This is a genomic window from Lactobacillus gigeriorum DSM 23908 = CRBIP 24.85, from assembly GCF_000296855.1.
Classification (GTDB): domain Bacteria; phylum Bacillota; class Bacilli; order Lactobacillales; family Lactobacillaceae; genus Lactobacillus; species Lactobacillus gigeriorum.
Genome location: NZ_CAKC01000059.1, coordinates 65,819 through 82,813, shown reverse-complemented (window position 1 = coordinate 82,813; position 16,995 = coordinate 65,819). Strand labels below are relative to the sequence as shown.

Annotated in this window: 17 protein-coding genes, 1 tRNA gene and 1 other RNA gene; 17 read left to right on the top strand and 2 right to left on the bottom strand. The window is 35.0% G+C overall.

The features are described 5' to 3' along the window. Positions 1-14 precede the first annotated feature (14 nt). The 12 genes from comGC (at position 15) to BN52_RS05790 (ending at position 9,466) form a co-directional block, all read left to right on the top strand. The gene (gene comGC, locus BN52_RS05840) at positions 15-386 is read left to right on the top strand and encodes a competence type IV pilus major pilin ComGC (RefSeq protein ID WP_008473434.1); all 372 of its coding nucleotides are present in this window, start codon (positions 15-17) and stop codon (positions 384-386) included. Then, the gene (locus tag BN52_RS05835) at positions 364-789 is read left to right on the top strand and encodes a prepilin-type cleavage/methylation protein (RefSeq protein ID WP_008473433.1); all 426 of its coding nucleotides are present in this window, start codon (positions 364-366) and stop codon (positions 787-789) included. The genes comGC and BN52_RS05835 overlap by 23 nt, the downstream gene beginning before the upstream one ends. After that, the gene (locus tag BN52_RS05830; protein ID WP_008473432.1) at positions 779-1,006 is read left to right on the top strand and encodes a hypothetical protein; all 228 of its coding nucleotides are present in this window, start codon (positions 779-781) and stop codon (positions 1,004-1,006) included. The genes BN52_RS05835 and BN52_RS05830 overlap by 11 nt, the downstream gene beginning before the upstream one ends. A gap of 31 nt (positions 1,007-1,037) precedes the next feature. Next, positions 1,038-1,478, top strand: a complete 441-nt coding sequence (locus tag BN52_RS05825) for a ComGF family competence protein (protein ID WP_040473432.1) — start codon at positions 1,038-1,040, stop codon at positions 1,476-1,478. Positions 1,479-1,666: 188 nt separating this feature from the next. Next, complete coding sequence (locus BN52_RS05820) at positions 1,667-2,668, top strand: class I SAM-dependent methyltransferase (RefSeq protein ID WP_008473429.1); 1,002 nt, start codon at positions 1,667-1,669, stop codon at positions 2,666-2,668. Between the two features lie 37 nt (positions 2,669-2,705). Continuing rightward, positions 2,706-3,893 (top strand): acetate/propionate family kinase, encoded by a 1,188-nt coding sequence (locus BN52_RS05815; RefSeq protein WP_008473427.1) that lies wholly within the window; start codon positions 2,706-2,708, stop codon positions 3,891-3,893. A 52-nt stretch (positions 3,894-3,945) separates the two neighbouring features. Then, positions 3,946-4,310, top strand: a transfer-messenger RNA (tmRNA) gene (gene ssrA, locus BN52_RS09855). Positions 4,311-4,679: 369 nt separating this feature from the next. Beyond that, positions 4,680-5,840, top strand: a complete 1,161-nt coding sequence (locus BN52_RS05810; RefSeq protein ID WP_008473425.1) for a MalY/PatB family protein — start codon at positions 4,680-4,682, stop codon at positions 5,838-5,840. Between the two features lie 59 nt (positions 5,841-5,899). After that, complete coding sequence (gene manA / locus BN52_RS05805) at positions 5,900-6,865, top strand: mannose-6-phosphate isomerase, class I (protein WP_008473424.1); 966 nt, start codon at positions 5,900-5,902, stop codon at positions 6,863-6,865. Positions 6,866-6,888: 23 nt separating this feature from the next. Further along, on the top strand, positions 6,889-7,281 hold the full coding sequence (locus tag BN52_RS05800) for an SdpI family protein (RefSeq protein ID WP_008473423.1): 393 nt from the start codon (positions 6,889-6,891) through the stop codon (positions 7,279-7,281). After that, on the top strand, positions 7,281-8,012 hold the full coding sequence (locus BN52_RS05795) for a response regulator transcription factor (protein WP_008473422.1): 732 nt from the start codon (positions 7,281-7,283) through the stop codon (positions 8,010-8,012). The genes BN52_RS05800 and BN52_RS05795 overlap by 1 nt, the downstream gene beginning before the upstream one ends. A gap of 8 nt (positions 8,013-8,020) precedes the next feature. Beyond that, positions 8,021-9,466 carry a sensor histidine kinase gene (locus BN52_RS05790; RefSeq protein ID WP_008473421.1) on the top strand — a complete coding sequence of 482 codons (1,446 nt, stop codon included), beginning with the start codon at positions 8,021-8,023 and terminating at the stop codon, positions 9,464-9,466. A gap of 44 nt (positions 9,467-9,510) precedes the next feature. On the opposite strand, the gene BN52_RS05785 is transcribed toward BN52_RS05790, so the two are convergent. Continuing rightward, positions 9,511-11,679 (bottom strand): LTA synthase family protein, encoded by a 2,169-nt coding sequence (locus tag BN52_RS05785; RefSeq protein WP_008473419.1) that lies wholly within the window; start codon positions 11,677-11,679, stop codon positions 9,511-9,513. Positions 11,680-11,820: 141 nt separating this feature from the next. Between BN52_RS05785 and BN52_RS05780 the strand changes: the two genes are divergently transcribed. From BN52_RS05780 to BN52_RS05765, 4 genes are all read left to right on the top strand, one after another. Next, on the top strand, positions 11,821-12,435 hold the full coding sequence (locus BN52_RS05780; RefSeq protein WP_008473416.1) for a VanZ family protein: 615 nt from the start codon (positions 11,821-11,823) through the stop codon (positions 12,433-12,435). 82 nt (positions 12,436-12,517) lie between these two features. Beyond that, complete coding sequence (locus BN52_RS05775; RefSeq protein ID WP_008473415.1) at positions 12,518-13,855, top strand: glucose-6-phosphate isomerase; 1,338 nt, start codon at positions 12,518-12,520, stop codon at positions 13,853-13,855. Positions 13,856-13,989: 134 nt separating this feature from the next. After that, the gene (locus BN52_RS05770) at positions 13,990-15,381 is read left to right on the top strand and encodes a DHA2 family efflux MFS transporter permease subunit (protein ID WP_008473414.1); all 1,392 of its coding nucleotides are present in this window, start codon (positions 13,990-13,992) and stop codon (positions 15,379-15,381) included. 169 nt (positions 15,382-15,550) lie between these two features. Next, positions 15,551-15,745, top strand: coding sequence for a hypothetical protein (locus BN52_RS05765; RefSeq protein ID WP_008473413.1), 195 nt, complete (start codon positions 15,551-15,553; stop codon positions 15,743-15,745). A gap of 67 nt (positions 15,746-15,812) precedes the next feature. Here the strand turns inward: BN52_RS05765 and BN52_RS05760 are convergent, their stop codons facing one another. Then, a complete protein-coding gene (locus BN52_RS05760; protein WP_008473412.1) occupies positions 15,813-16,835 on the bottom strand; it encodes a serine hydrolase domain-containing protein in 1,023 nt (340 codons plus the stop codon). Between the two features lie 84 nt (positions 16,836-16,919). Here BN52_RS05760 and BN52_RS05755 point away from each other — a divergent pair. Beyond that, a tRNA-Glu gene (locus tag BN52_RS05755) sits at positions 16,920-16,991 on the top strand. The last annotated feature ends 4 nt before the right edge of the window (positions 16,992-16,995 follow it).

Below are 16,995 nucleotides of genomic sequence, written 5' to 3'. Positions count from 1 at the left end.
GAGAGGTTATTTTTATGAAAAAACTCAAGCAATATTTAGTAGGATTGTTAAGAAAAAATCGTCAACAAAAAGGTTTTACTTTGATTGAAATGGTAGTGGTAATTGCAATCATCGTAATTTTGTTGATCATTATCGCTCCAAATTTGATTCATCAAAAAGATAATGCGGATCATAAGAGTCGTGATGCATTTAAGACGACGCTTGAGACTCAAGTGGAGCTGTATAAAATGGACGATAATATCAAGGATAAAGAACTTAAAATTGATAGTTTGGCTAAAGCCGGATACTTAACCCAAGATCAAGTTGCTAAAGCTGCTAAATATAAACTAACAATTGATTCTAATGATGGTAAGATTGTTGATAATGAAAAGCCATCGGAAAACTAGTCCAGCTTTTTCTGTAATTGAAACAGTAATTGTATTAGCTATTACCTGTGCTATGGTAAGCTTAGGCTCACTTAATTTACGAGAATATCAAAGACAATTGATTTTTGAAAATACTGTTAGAGAAATAAGGGCAGCTTTTGAGCAAGCGACTCGTGTTAGTATTTTGACTAAGCGTGCGACGGATATTACTTATTTTGCGGAATCATCTACTATCACCTTTACTGGAAACAAGTATCGCAGACGATTAACAATTGACTCTGAGATAAAAGTATCTGGGCTTGACAATTTTTCAATTTCGGGCGAAGGTACTGTAAATCCTAGGACATTGACTTTTTCGGATGGTAAGCGCAAGGAACGCTTAAAAGTACAAATGACATGGGGGAGAAGCGTCAATGAAAACTAGTAAAGGTTTTTTGCTATTGGAAGCGATACTGGCAATCTTGATCGCTAGCATTGCAGTAACAACTTTTTCTACCATAATTAAGGCAACTCATGAGAATAATTTTCAAATGGAAAGAAAGACAGATCAAGCTTTAGCCAGACATATTATGAAAACTAATAATCTTAAGAAAATAACAATCCATGATCATGAATATCAAGACGAAAAAAATAAATATTAATAAAAAACCGGGCTTTCTATTAAGCGAGACCATGGTTGCCCTTATAATCACTATTGCGATCATGTTTACTTTGAAAGGTCTACTTCAGAACTTAAAAACTGCCAATAGTTGGAATATGCATCAAGATGAAATTGCATATGCTTATGTTCAATTCGATCGCTTTTTACATGCCAATAAAAGTGATAAGTCTTATACAGAACCAAAATACTCCAACGCTAAGAAGAGCTGTTTTGCCATTAAAAGCGGAAAAGAATTAAAGCACTATGCAATTCAACAATATCAATCTATGATTCGGGTAACGACAAATAAAGGTGGACATATGCCACTATTGCTTAATGTTAGTGATGCAAAATTCGAAACTAGTGCAGATACTATTAAAATCTTGATTACAGAAAAAGATCAGCGAAAATCAGAATTATTTTTTAAATTGAAAGAAGAAAAGACGATTAATGAAAAAGAAAGTAAAGGCTAGTTCACTTTTAAGTAGTATGTTAGTACTGATAACTTGTCTACTATTTTTAAAGCTATATTGCCAGATCTATTATGACAACATGGTAAGCAATCAACTGATTATTAAATATTTGGAAGCCAATTGACTTTACTTGCACCAGTTTTCCCCTTTCTTTAAAATAGTAAGGGAAATGGAAAGTAGGTAGATTTATGAACAATATGGAACACTTGTTTAATCAATTTTTGAATTGTGTTACCACCTTGCAAGAAGCACTAAATGTTTCCTTCGGTGAAGCTTTGACGGAAACGTTTGACAATTTAGAAAATGGCAAGATAAAGGTTGAAATGGGTGCACCAGATCCTAAGACGGTTGATCAACTCAGTGCAATGTATAAAACTTTGAACTATGACAAGATTAGTCAAAAAGACAAGGCTCAAGTTTTTACATATTTAACCTTGAAAGCCATTAATGATGATGGCAGAGATGCTAATCAAATGCCAACCCCACAATTAATCTCGATTGTAATCGCACTCTTCATGCAAAAGCTATTGCCGAATCGCCAATTAACGGTAATGGATCCTGCAATTGGAGCAGGAAACTTATTGTATTCAGTAATCAGTCAATTAAAGGCTGCTAATCATTCTAAAGACTTGTATCAACTATATGGGATTGATAATGATGAAGAAATGTTAGATTTGGCAGATGTAGCAGCCCATTTAAATAATTTGAACATTGAACTGTATTGTCAGGATGCAATTTTGCCATGGATGATCGAGCAACCAGATGTTATTATTAGTGATTTGCCAGTAGGTTTTTATCCACTTGATGAAAACGTTAAGCATTTTGCAACTAAATCTAAGACGGGACATTCATTCGCACATCTTTTATTAACAGAACAAATTATTAAAAACCTTAAACCTGGAGGTATGGTATTTTTAGTAGTGCCACAATCAATGCTATCTGGTAAAACTGGAGCAGATTTTATGCCATGGCTAGCAAATAAAGTATATTTGAAAGCAATTGTCGAATTACCAGATAAAATGTTCAAAAATAAATTCAATCAAAAATCAGTGTTAATTTTCCAAAATCACGGTGAAAACGCTACCTTAGACAACGTTATGCTCACAAAGTTGGAAGGAAATAATGAAGAAGAAGCGTTGTTTAAGCTTAATGTTAAGCTAAATGAGTGGTATACTAAAACTAATGATTAGTTTGTGAATTGATATCTAAAAATCCAGGAGGTTTTTCATGAAAAAGGTTTTAGCAATTAACTCAGGTAGTTCAACCTTTAAATATAAATTGTTCTCATTACCAGATGAAAAGGTATTAGCAGAAGGTATGGCAGATAGAGTCGCACTCGAAGGCTCTACTTTTGAAATTAAGTTACCAGATGGAACTAAGCACGCTGAAGAAGTGCCAGTTCCAGATCAAGAAACTGCTGTGAAGTTGTTGCTCGACAACTTAAAGAAATACAATGTCGTTGAAGATTTCAGCGAAATTGTTGGTGTTGGACACCGTATTGTTGCAGGTGGAGAAGAATTTAAGGACTCCGTTCTTGTTGGTGAAGAAGAACTCAAAAAGATTTTTGATTTGACTGAATATGCACCTTTGCATAACCCTGCAGAAGGTCGTGGTATTCAAGCATTTATGAAGTTATTGCCAGGAGTTCCACAAGTTGGTGTGTTTGATACTGCCTTCCATCAAACTCTAGATGAAGTTCATTACTTGTATCCATTACCATATGAATTCTATGAAAATTACAAGGTTCGTAAATATGGTGCTCATGGAACTTCAGTACGTTATGTAGCACAACGTACCGCAGAATTATTGGGTAAAGATTTGAAGGATATGAAGCTTTTGGTATTGCACTTAGGATCAGGAGCTTCAATTACTGCGGTAAAGAATGGTAAATCATTTGATACTTCAATGGGCTTTAGTCCTTTGGCAGGTTTAATGATGGCTACTCGTTCCGGTGATGTTGATCCATCTGCTTTACAATTTATTATGGAAAAAGAACATTACTCAATGGATGAAATGATCAAAGTATTGAACAAGAAGTCCGGGTTATTGGGTATTTCTGGTGTATCTCCTGATATGCGTGATTTGCTTCAAAGTGAAAAGCCAACTGCTGATTTAGCCATCAAGATGTTTGTTAACAGTGTAGTTAAATACGTTGGTAGTTACATTGCAGAAATGGGTGGAGTAGATACTATTGCCTTTACAGCAGGTATCGGTGAACACGACGAAGGCGTACGTGCATCAGTAATGAAGTCTTTGGAATTCTTAGGCTTGAAACCTGATCTTGAAGCTAACGACAAGAATGGTGAGAAGATCATCACTAAGCCAGATTCAAAGATTACCGCTTTGATTGTACCTACTGATGAAGAATTGATGATTGAACGTGACGTTGTAAGATTGGCACATTTAGATAAGTAGGTTCTTAAAGTCGCATTTTAATGCGGATTATGTTAAAATAGTAGAGTCTCAAGGGGATGTTTTGGGATTCGACAGGCGTAGATCCGCATTGACTGCGATTCGTAGGTCACGACTACGTAAAAACGTCAATTAAATTTAACTGCAAAAAACAGTAATTCTTACGCATTAGCTGCTTAATTTAGCTCATGTGTTGCTTATAATTAGCTTACTCGTGGCCGATTATAGGTATCAACTTTAACGAGTTACGTTTAACTACCTCACCTGAATGGTTAAGAAGAGTTCAACAGGTTAGCTAGTTCATTTTAGCCCTGTTATATGGCGCTTTGGACTAGTGAAGCTGAAGTAATATAACTATGATCGTAGAGGTCAGTGACAGAATGCGTTTGGACAGGGGTTCAATTCCCCTCATCTCCATATTGCGAAAAAAGCTTTAATATCAGTGTTTAAAAACATTGGTATTAAAGCTTTTTCTTATGCTAGTTTTTATATAAAAAGAGGCTCGTGGATATGCGAGTCTCTTTTTTAATGGGGAGATCAACAGGACGCTTTCGCCCTATTGCTACTGGTAAAGATAGTAAAAAATATCGTGAAAGTCAATTATTATGATTGCCATGACTGGTATTGTTTAGTCAATGCAATGAGATATACATCGCTATTTGATTATCGACTAGTTGGAGAGAATTTTCTTTAAGTCCAAAACTATTATTTGGGTATTGTAGTAGGATTAATGTAGAAGTAGATGGGATAATTATTTAGATTTAAATCAGACTCCAAAGGAGAAAAAATATGAAATATGATTTTGTTACTGCGGTAGATCGTCGCAATACTAATTCAATCAAATGGAATGTCAAAACTGATGATCTACCAATGTGGATAGCAGATATGGACTTTAAAGTTTGTCCAGAAATAATTCAAGCTATGCAAGAAAAAGTAGCTTTGCAAGCTTTTGGCTATGAACACCCAACTTCAGAATATTTTGATGCTGTTGCTCAATGGTATCAACAAGTTCATGGTAGTCGTCCAAAGATGGAATGGATGATTTTTGCGACTGGTGTCATTCCCGCTCTTTCGTCAATTTTAAAAAGAGTTACTCATATAGCTGACAATGTTTTAGTGCAAGCACCGGTATACAATATGTTTTATCATTCGATTGAAAATAGTGGTCGTCATGTTCTTTCAAGTAATTTGCTTTATGACGGCCAAGAATATTCAATTGATTGGGAGGACTTAGAGAAAAAGTTAGCCTTACCGCCTACAACTGCAATGATTTTGTGTAATCCGCATAATCCGATTGGAAAAGTTTGGACAAAAACTGAACTTGAAAAATTAAGTAGTCTCTGCGAAAAAAATCATGTTGTCCTCGTATCTGATGAAATTCATGGTGATCTTGTGCGAAAAGGAGAGGACTATACTCCAGCATTTTCACTTGAACATAAGCAACAGGTTATTTCACTAGTGTCGCCAAGCAAAACTTTTAATGTTGCGGCTTTACATGCTGCAACTGTAATTGTTCCTAATGAGCATTTGCGACAAACTGTTAATCGTGGACTCAATAGTGATGAAGTAGCTGAACCTAATTTATTAGCAATCCCTGCATCTATTGCTGCATACACTAAGGGGAAGCTTTGGCACGATGAGCTAATTAAGCAATTAAACCTTAATTTTGATTATGCGACTTCATTTATTCAAGATAAATTACCAAAGTTGAAGGTGATATCTGAAACAGCTACATATTTGATGTGGATCGATATTAGCAAGTTAAAAACTGATTCGCGCACTTTTATTGAGTTTTTACATCAAGAGACTGGTTTGATAGTTTCAGCTGGAGAGGTATATCGTGGCAATGGAGAAGATTTCATTAGAGTAAATTTGGCTTGTCCAATGAAGTTGGTTAAAGATGGAATGAATCGATTAGCTGAAGGTGTAGAAAAATTTTTAAATAAATAGCGAAAAGGGTTTCATTTAAGTGCCGATTAAGTATATAGTTTTACTTGAGGTGATTTTAAATGGAACCAATTTTTTTAACGCCATATTTTAGACCTAAAATTTGGGGTGGCAGAAAATTAAATACAATTTTTAATTATGATATTCCTGATGGAAAAGTAGGAGAGGCATGGATAATTTCTGGATATAAGGACGATGCTTCTACTGTTAATGATGGTCAGTACAAAGGAATGTCACTACGTGATCTATATCAACAACATAGCGAATTATTTGGCAACCCAAAAAGTAAGGAATTTCCACTTTTAGTTAAGTTCCTTGATGCGAATGATAATCTTTCTGTACAAGTTCATCCAGATGATGATTATGCTGCAAAGGTTGAACATGATTCAGGCAAAACTGAAAGTTGGTATGTTTTACAAGCTGACCCAGGAGCATATTTAATTTACGGTCATCACGCTAAAAGCAAAGAAGAATTAAAACGCATGATCGATCAAGGCAAATGGGATGAGTTGCTACGTAAAGTCCCTATTAAGGCTGGAGACTTTTTCTATGTACCAGCTGGTACAATTCATGCTTTAACTAAAGGAAGTCTAGTAATTGAAACTCAACAATCGAGTGACGTAACTTATCGTCTCTATGATTATGATCGAGTAGATGCTAAGACGGGCCAAAAACGAGAATTACATACACAAAAATCTATTGATGTTACTATTGTTCCTCATCAAGATCCTAAAATTGATATTAAATATAGTAAGGATCAGGATGCAGAAATAAAAACATTAGTAGAACCACCTGTATCACCGCATTTTTATTTGTGGCAAGTAGATTTAGCTGGTAGTTGGGAAACAGAATTAGGAGCCCATCCATACCTATTAGTATCAGTAATCAAGGGCGAAGGTAGCTTAAAGAGTGGTAAAAATGAATGGCCATTAAAATTAGGAACGAATTTGATTATTCCTAATCAGATGAAGAATTTTGCATTCACTGGTAAAATGAGACTAGTTATTTCTGCGCCTGGAAATAATTAGTTTTATGAAAGAAGTGAGAAATAGTGATCTATCTCGGTTGTGGTCTGATTTTGGTAGCTATTGGGGTGATTTGGCTAATATCGCCAGCTAAGCAACCTAATAGAGTTTATGGCTACTTATCTTATTTGGCTCAAGTAAATAAAGCTAGTTTTAAATTTGCTCAAAAGAAAGCAAGTTTATACAATATTTTGTTTGGAATGATCCAAACAATTCTTGGAATTATTATTCACTTGATCGGATGGGATCGCTATTTTTTGATATGGCTGTTGACTTTCTATTTATTTATAATTTTTCCAATCATTTGGACTGAAAAAAGTCTACAACGATTTTTGAAAGAGAATGGAAGTCTGCCACCAGATTATGTAGAACCTGATCAAGTGAAAAGAACGCGTACAAAGGGATTTAGGGATAAATAATGACTTTGAAGATATTAATGATTGAAGATGATACCTCCGTTGCAGAAATGATGGGGATGTTTTTCAAAAAAGAAAATTGGGAGCAAGATGTTGCTGTTGATGGCATTGAAGCAGTTGAGATGTTCAAAGCCAATGCCAAAAAGTATGATTTGATTACGCTTGATCTAAACCTACCTAAAAAAGATGGTATTCAAGTTGCCAAGGAAATACGCCAGATCTCGCCAACTATCCCAATTATTATGTTAACTGCCAGGGGAAGCGAATCCGATCAAGTTTTAGGATTGGGTGTAGGAGCTGATGATTATGTTTCCAAACCATTTAGTCCGATTGCTTTGATTGCTAGAATCAAGGCACTTCATCGCCGAGTAATGATGGAAGAAACCCAGTTTAAAGAAGAACAGACACAGATCAGTGATGATTTTGATATTAAAACTGATCATTTAAAGATCTCCAAGGTAAGAAGAGAGGTCTTATTCGATGACCATGCAGTTACAACGTTGACCCCAAAGGAATTTGATTTGTTATATACAATGGCACAAAAACCAAAACAAGTATTTTCTAGAGAGCAACTTTTAGAGCTAATCTGGGGTTATGAATATTATGGTGAAGAACGTACTGTTGATGCCCATATTAAGAAGTTGCGTCAAAAACTAGAAAAAGTTGGACCACAGGTTATTCAAACGGTTTGGGGCGTTGGTTACAAGTTTGATGATTCACAGATAAACAAATAAGGCAGCTTATGAAGTTAATCTACCAACATTTATTAAGTTTTTTGTTAATAATTTTAACTACAATTTCGATTATTGGATATGCGGAGCTAGACTATGCTAAAAATCAGGCTTATGAGCAAAATTTCCACCGCATGGAAGGCTATGCTCAGTCGCTTGGAAGTTTGGCTGTAGCTCAAGAAAATAGTGGTGAAGATACATTAAGCGTGCAATTTTTGGATCAATTGCAATATGTTTTAAAGGGTGAACAAGTCCATCTTCAAATTTTTAATGCACAGAATGAACAAATTTATCCAAAATCTTTAGGGATGAAATTAAATTCATCAGTATTTAAACTTTTAAAAAAGGGTCGCGAGATCCGGATTAAAAATAATAATGTACAATCATTCTATATTGGTCAAACTAAAGATGCCTATACTGGTGTGTTAATTCCGTGGTTTAATAATCAAAAATTGATTGGAATTGTTTGGATTGGTTCAACGGTTAGAAATGTTGAAAAACCAATTATGATGGCTAAACGCAACTTATTGAATGCTTTATTAATTAGTTTGTTAGTGGGAATTGTATTAAGTTTAGTTCTAGCCTACTATTCAACTACAAAAATTAAGCGACTCTCACGAGCAACCGAAAAAGTTGCTACGGGGGACTTTGACGTCCAGATCAAGCATAAAGATCATGATGAAATCGATCAGCTTGCCAGCAATTTTAACCGGATGGTTCGTGAACTGAAAAAGTCAAGTGAAGAAATAAAAGCACAAGAAAAACGTCGAGATCAATTCATGGCTGATGCTGCACATGAAATGAGAACACCATTGACAACTATAAATGGAATTCTAGAAGGATTACAGTATGATGCTATTCCAGAGGAATCAAAACCTAAATCAATCGACTTAATGCGCCGTGAGACTAAACGGTTGATCCGTTTAGTCAATGAAAATCTGGATTACGAAAAGATTCGTAGCAATCAAATTGCTCTGACAAAAACAGTTTTTGATGCGAGTGTGATTTTACATGATGTTAAAACACAAATGATGTCTAATGCAGAGAAAGTAAATGATAAATTAGTTTTAGACGTTCCGGAAAAAATTGAAGTTTATGCGGACGTTGATCGTTTCAAGCAGATTATGGTTAATTTGGTTCAAAATGCGATTCAGTTTACTAATAATGGCACTATTACTATTGTCGCTAATCGCATTGATCATGGCGCTGAATTCCGCGTAATTGATAATGGTATTGGAATGAGTGAAGAACAGACAAAATATATTTTTGAACGTTTTTTTAAGGCCGATCCTTCACGTGCTAAGTTAGGATTTGGGGAGTCTGGATTAGGGCTAGCGATTGTTGCCTCATTGATTGAGCAACATGGTGGTAAAGTAAAAGTTGACTCTAAACCAGATGAAGGTTCGACTTTCACGGTAATCTTGTATGATCAAGGCTATGAACAATTTGTAAAATAAAATGAGTTAACTACGGTTTAATGCGGTAGTTAACTCATTTTTTATTATTTGTTCTTTTTTGAATTCTTATTAGTTAATTGATTTGCTAAGACATTTTCTGGTATATCAGTAATTTCGTTTTCTCTGCCGATCAATTCAGGTGCATCAGTTCGATAAAGTTTAGTTGTTGAACCGTGATGGTGACTATACACAGAGGTTGATCCTTTTCCTAATTTCTTGCGAACAGTTACCATTTGCTGATAATTTGTTAAATAATCAAATTGAGCTGGATCCACTGGAGTAAAGCCAACAGGAGTATAGAAACGTAACAGATTATGGCTGTTTAACAAATCAGAGTCCTTTAAAGAGGCACGAGCTTTTTTACTTAATTCAGTAATTTCTCGTATTTCTTCTTGAGTGAAATTGACTATTTGGCGACCATTTATTCTGTTATAAACTGTACCTTTAATTCCTTTATTGCCAAGAATAATATATTTTTGACTAACGATTGTTCCGTTACGGAAAACAATCCATTTTTGGTTTTGTTTTGATAATAGATCTTGGCCAAATTGCAAATAATCTTTAGTATTTATTCCCAATAGGTGAAGCAAGGTTGGTAAGACGTCAATTTCTCCACCGACTTCATAACTGATTTTTCCTTTGAGGTTTGGCGAGTATATCATAAACGGAACGCGTTGCATTTGAACAGTATCGTAGTTATTCCAAGTGTCAGCACTTTGCCCAATAACTGGAGCTAGTGCTTGATATTCGGAATTGCTCAAACCGTAATGGTCACCATAGATAACGACCATAGTGTTTTTAGCCAGACCAGATTTTTTTAGATAAGTAAAGAATTCTTTTATCGCTTGATCGAGATAATGTGCAGTCTGGAAATAATTATTAATCGTAGTGTCCCGAGTAGAAGTAGTCTTGAAAGATGGATCTAAGTCTTCTGGGTCCATATCAAATGGGATATGGTTGGTGACCGTGATATATTTTACGTAAAAAGGCTGTTGAATTTGTTCTAAATATTTGATACTTTCAGCAAATAAAAGTTTGTCCTTTAGGCCATAACCGATCTTGTCGTCTTGCTCATTAGAAAAATAATTTTGATCAAAGAAGTAATTATAGCCCATATTTTTATATACATCATTTCTATTCCAGAAAGTACCGACATTGCCATGGAAAACGGCAGAACTATATCCAGCTTGACGGAGAATTTGTGGAGCTGCTTGGAAAGTATTTTCTGTACCTAGGGACGTAAAAAGCGAACCGTCCGAGATGCCATAAGTACCAGTTTCCAGCATATTTTCGGCATCACTAGTACGACCAAGACCAACTTGGTGATAAAAGTTAGCGAAGCTGATAGTATGCTTATTTTTGTATATCGAATTCAAGAAGGGAGTTACTTCTTTACCATTAACTTTTAAATTGATCAAAAACTGCTGGAAACTTTCTAAGTGGATAACAATAACGTTTTTATTTTTTTCACCAGCAAAATATTTCGGATTAGGCTGGGCATAATTTTGTGAAATATCGGTAATAATATTTGATAAATCAATAGAATTGGCATTTTTGCTGACTTCAACTGTTTGAGCACTTTTAATGCCATCATAAACGGTAAAAGTATCAAGCCCTAGATATTTAACGACATATGAGCGATCAAAAGTGTTTCTTAAAAGGCGAGGGCGTGATGACTCTGCTAAAAATAAGTTTAAGCCAATCAAAAATGCTCCTAGAGAGGTAATAGCAAAGGAGCTTGAAACCCCATAAGACTTGTGATCGATTTTAATTTTTTTCAAAATCAACAAGATAACTATTATGATGAGATCGAGCCAGATGAAAATATCTGAGGGATGTAAGAGGGCAACTGCACTTTTACCAAGTCCGGGAGCCACTTTACCTGCATTTGTCATTGTCTTTACGGTTAAAAAATCCGAGAATTGGCGATAATAAAGGACATTGCTAAAGAGCAGGATCGTATTAGCTAAGTCTAGTACCAACATGACAACATATGAAACAATTGGCTTAGGAAAATAGTAGCCAAGGCTAAGCAAGAACACACTAACGCCTAAAGGGCTTGTCCACATGATGATATGTTGATAAGGATCACTCAAGCCCAAATTAAAGTCAAAATAAGCCACGAAGATATATTTAACCCAGAATAGTATAACTAGCAAAGTTAAAAAGCCAGTTCTAGTTTGAATAAAATTGTAAACTTTTTCTTTTTTCACAGTTTTTCTCCTTAATACCACAATTTTAATGGTTATTTGGTTTTTAGACAATTAAAAGTGAAGAGTTTCCGTTTTCTTAATATTTTTAGTCTATAGAATAGGTATAATAGTGTTTATGATATTAATTGGAAGAGGTAGAATATGCTTTTCTTGGAGCCAATATATTTTTATCTTGTAAGAAACTATGCAACGACGATTAATCACTTTGCATTGATCAAATTGGCTTTAGTAGCGCTTGATAAAACTATTTTTTATTTTTTGATATTCGCGATTGGACGCCTGATTTGGCTACTTTGTATTAGACATCGTAGAACGATCAGATCTGAAGCAGGAGTATGGATCTGGGCCTTTTACTTGATTTTATTGTTTATGTTTACTACTTTTAGAAAATCATATTTTCCTTGGCAAATAAGTTTAGATTTAAATCGTCCGTTGAATCAAATCAATCTGGTATTTATGAAAGAAACTTGGAAATTGATTTATGGTCAAAGTCGAATTGATTTCTTGTACAATTCTTTTGGCAATGTACTGTGCTTTGTTCCTATTGGAATATTGACTCCAATTGTGTTTTCAAAAAAAATGAATTTCATCAGAACGCTAGTTTTTGGTATAGGACTGTCGTTAATTATTGAAAGTCTACAGTTTGTGTTGGATACGGGCGTAACTGATATTGATGACGTGTTCTTCAATACCTGTGGTTTGATTTTGGGATATGTGATTTATAAAACTTTTTCAAGAATTAAAAATATTTGCTAGGGAAGTTCTGGTATTTCTGGAATAACATTGCTAAAATATGACTTGTGAAAAGAATAATTTTATCTAGTTAGGAAGCAGATATATGAGTTTAATTAAGTTTGATAGTAGTAAATTAGGTACATTTGTTCACGAAAACGAATTAAGTGAAATGCAAGCTATGGTAAATGCTGCTAATGCTGAATTACAAGATGGCACTGGCGCTGGTAGTGATTTCCGTGGTTGGTTGAATTTGCCAGTTGAATACGACAAGGAAGAATTTGCTCGTATCAAGGCAGCTGCTAAGAAAATCCAAAGTGACTCAGAAGTTTTGATTTGTATCGGAATTGGTGGTTCATACCTTGGTGCACAAGCAGCTATCGAATTCTTGAACAGCAACTTCTACGGTAAGGCTAAATCAGATATGCCAATCGTAGTATTCTGTGGTAATTCGCTTTCTGGTTCATATTTATACGACTTGATCGAATGGTTAGGCGACCGTGACTTCAGTATTAACGTAATTTCTAAGTCAGGTACTACTACTGAACCATCAGTTGCTTTCCGAATTTTCAAGGATAAGTTGATCAAGAAGTATGGTAAGGAAGAAGCTGCTAAGAGAATTTACGCAACTACTGATCGCCAAAAGGGTGCTTTGAAGACTGAAGCAGATGCTGAAGGTTACGAAGAATTTGTTGTTCCTGATGATGTTGGTGGCCGTTATAGTGTTCTTTCAGCTGTTGGTTTATTGCCAATTGCTGCTTCAGGTGCAGATATTGATGCCTTGATGAAGGGTGCAGCTGATGCTCGTGCAGATTACCAAGATACTGATTTGACTAAGGAATCACCATTCCAATATGCTGCTTTGAGAAACATTTTATACCGTAAGGGTTACACAACTGAAATTGTTGAAAACTACGAACCAAGTCTTAGAATGTTTAGTGAATGGTGCAAGCAATTAATGGGTGAATCAGAAGGTAAGGATCAAAAAGGTATTTATCCTTCAAGTGCAAACTTTACTACCGATTTGCACTCATTAGGTCAATACATTCAAGAAGGATTACGTAACTTATTTGAAACTGTTATTTGTGTAGAAGATCCTCGTCATGACGTTACTATTCCAGATGATGAAAAGAATTTGGATCAATTGAACTTCTTGGCAGGTAAGAGCTTGAACTACGTAAATGACCGTGCTTACGAAGGTGTTGTTTTAGCTCACACTGATGGTGGCGTTCCTGTAATGACTGTTAACATTCCAGATCAAAGCGAACACACTTTGGGTTACATGATTTACTTCTTCGAATTAGCAATTGCTATTTCAGGTTACTTAAACGGTATTAATCCATTCAACCAACCAGGTGTTGAAGCTTACAAGCGTAACATGTTTGGTTTATTGAACAAGCCAGGTTACGAAGATTTGCACGATGACTTAGCTAAGCGTTTATAAGATAGATACACTCAGTATAAGACTAACGCTTATACATTTAATATAGTTTGCATTAGGCATAACTAAAGAAAGAGTAGAAACGATTTTTTGTCGTTTCTACTTTTTTATTTACAATGTTTTGATAGAGGTTTTGCATGAAAAAAATAAAATATAAAACTACGATCGCAATAATTTCTGTCGCATTGATGTCATTTTTGGGGATATTAACTGAAACGAGTTTAAATGTGATATATCCAGCAATGATGAAGCAAATTGAAATTGGCTTAAATACCGTTCAATGGGCGACAACAGGATATTTATTAACGATTGCTATTGTTATGGTTACGTCATCTTTTTTAAATCGTAGAGTCGTAACTAGAAAATTATTTATTACAGCAGTACTTGGCTTTTCTCTTGGGTCTTTAATTAGTGCGGTTGGTCCTAGTTTTGGGTGGGTGTTATTAGGAAGAATCTTATCTGCAACAGGTGCGGGTATTTCAACACCATTAATGTTTAACTTAATTGTTGAGATCATGCCTCAAGAAAAATGGGGGAGTTATATGGGGATAGCTGGTTTAGTGATTGCACTAGCACCAACTTTAGGACCTACTTTTGGTGGGCTGGTTAGTTATTATCTTAATTGGCGATATATTTTTATTATTGCACTAATTTTTGCAATAGTAGTTTTAATTGCTGGTTTGTTAGTTTTAGAGAATTATCATGATACAGAAAAAGTTAAATTTGATTTGATCGGTTTTATGATACTTGCCTTGGCTTTTATTTCTTTAACATTAGCAGTTAATCAATTAAGTCAAGGGTTCGCTCATTGGGAATCATGGCTATATTTTGTTGTTTCGGTCTTTTGCTTTATTGCTTTTGTTAGACATGAAAGCAAGGTAGCGATACCCCTAATAAATTTAGAAGTGTTTGCAAATCATCCTTTTACCTTGGGTTTAGTAGCATATTTTTTGTTGCAATTCATCAATATCGGGACAAGTTTTGTTTTACCCAACTATATTCAAATTGTGAACCAGCAAAGTTCATTGGTAAGTGGCTTATTGTTATTACCTGGAAGTATAATTTCTGCATTAATGAATCCTTGTTTTGGCAGAATGTATGATCGCTTTGGTGGAAAGCTTCCCTTATTCTGTGGCGCTAGTATGATGTTATTAGGAACGCTTTGTTTTACCTTGTTAGGTCTCAAGTTAACGGTTTGGATGATCATCGTCTTTTATGCTTTTCTTACCTTTGGCCATAAAATGGCGTTCAGTAATACGATGACTGAAATGTTAAAAAGACAGAATGATCAACTCAAGTCAGACGCTACAGCAGTGGGACAGACAGCTCAACAATTAGCTGGATCACTTGGAACAGCGATCTTAGCTGCGATTATTAGTATTAACCAAGTAAATGCAAGCAATTATCGATTAGCTACCGCGAAGGGAAGTCAACTAGCTTTTGCTCTAACAGTTGGATTGTTAATTATAATCATCTTTTGTTACATCAAACTGTTTAATTACAACATTCACAAAAAAGTTGGAAAATAAAGATGATAAAAAATATTTTGATATTTTTGAAAAAAGTATAGCTAATAGAATAGCAACCATCACGATCTTGACAACGTGTCAATAAATAACATATAGAAATCGCTTACATAGCCAAGAAAAAGCGATATAATAGCTTTAAAGCAATTAAAAATAAAAGAGGTAATTTATTATGATGATAGACAATTTGTTTTTGAAGCTATTATGGGTAGTGGTTTACGGTTTTACGGTTTACTATACATTTACTGGTCAAATGATGGTAGCAATGTATTGGATGGCAGGTGGGATGTTCCTTCAAGCAACTATGGATCTGCTTGTTAGTTTATTTCCCTCATGGGCAAAAAAATTAATGGAAAATCGGATGTAAGATAGATTATAATATACGTGGATGAATGAAATGTAAGAAAAAGACGACTGAACACCAGCCGTCTTTTTTACTTAATTCTTGTCTCAAAACTATTTTCTTCGATAAAAGTTTGAATGATTTTTTCACGCATTGCAAGGAAAATTGTGTTGTGGCCAGTAGGATGGATTCGGTTAGTGAGCAAAATTAAACCTGTTTGGCGGTGGCGATCTAAAATTATCAAAGTTCCTGTAAATCCAGTATGAAGAATAATCGGATATTGGTATTCAGGATCAAATCTTATATCCCATCCCCATGACCTAGGTTTAATATTTTTGGCAACCTTATTGTCGAATAATAAGCTAGTGGTTTCTTGACTAAACGGTAAATTATTGCGAAGACCGAGATATCCTTGTGCAAATTTGATCAAATCTTCCATCGAGGAAAAAAGACCAGCAGAACCGCAATCGCTTCTTAACTGACGTGCTTTGGGATCATGGGGTATTCCTTGTAAAACAGTATTATTGACGATTGCAGTTGGAACACACGAGTCTACTCTGGGATAGAAGGACGTATGTTTTAAGCCCATAAGTTTAATCACTTCGTTAACTGCTACGGTTTGTACCGGTTCGTGGTATAAACTCTTGATGACTAATCCTAATAGGATAAAGTTAGTATCAGCATAACGCATTATTTGATTGAATTCGTCGGTTACAGGAAGATTTATAATTGCTTTAATTAGTTCATCGTGATTAAGTGCATCACGATGTGGAATCCATCCTTTAATACCGCTAGTATGGGTTAGAAGGTGGGATAGACGAACTCTATTATCTTTAAATTCTGGAATAAAAGCCGATAGTGGTTCACTAAAATTTATTTTGCCTTGGTCATAGAGTTTAAGTAAGATATTTTCTGTTGCTAAAACTTTTGTCAAACTTGCTAAGTCATACATAGCGAATGGACTTAATTGGGTAACAGTAGGATAGATACTGGCAAAACCAACAGTTGATGTAAAAATTTGCTCACCATCAATAAAAGCATAGTTAACCCCAGGAACTATACGTTCTGAAACCATCGATTCAATTAAATGTTGAGTTTGGTGATAATCAATCATTTCTAATCATTCCTTTGAGTTTCATTATAATTGAAAGTGCTTGACAAGACCAATAAATACTGGCACAATTATCTATGTTGAATTTGCCCGTTGGTCAAATGGTTAAGACGCCACCCTCTCAAGGTGGAATTGCGAGTTCAATTCTCGTACGGGTGATTAT